At 55.9% G+C, this 540-nt stretch carries 1 rRNA gene; it reads right to left on the bottom strand.

The window, feature by feature from the left end:
• A 23S ribosomal RNA gene (locus C486_RS21955) occupies positions 1 to 540 on the bottom strand; the annotation flags it as partial.

The raw sequence follows: 540 nt of genomic DNA, 5'->3' as shown, positions 1-540 counted from the left end.
GTTCGACTGGGCGAAGGCCCAGCTCAGGCGGCCCCAAAGCGTCGGCTTTGAGTGCACACTGGCATAGGAATATTAACCTATTTCCCTGTTGTCAGCTTCGACTTACGGGCTGACTTAGGACCGGCTAACCCTCAGCTGATCAGCATTGCTGAGGAACCCTTACTCGTTCGGCCGTCGGGGTTCTAACCCGACTAACGCTGCTACTATGACCAGGATTTTCGTTACTGAACGGTCCACACGACTTCTCAGCCGTGCTTCCACCCGAACAGAACGCCAACCTACGAGATCACCCGATCAAGGGTGCTGCTAGGTCTCGGTGGTAGACTTGAGCCCCGATCATTTTGGGCGCCTCAAACCTCGGCCGGTAAGCTGTTACGCTTTTCTTAGAGGGTAGCTGCTTCTAAGCTCACCTCCCGGCTGTCTAGGGCTTGAGACTACCTTCGATCGCACTTAGTCTACACTTGGGGACCTTAACCCAGCTCTGGGTTGTCTCCCTCACGGTACACAGGCTTACCCCGTGCACCGGACTCCCTGCGTCAA

The organism is Natrinema gari JCM 14663, from assembly GCF_000337175.1.
Taxonomy (GTDB): domain Archaea; phylum Halobacteriota; class Halobacteria; order Halobacteriales; family Natrialbaceae; genus Natrinema; species Natrinema gari.
Note: the sequence above shows the minus strand (reverse complement) of the source record. Positions and strands in the feature narration are given on the sequence as shown.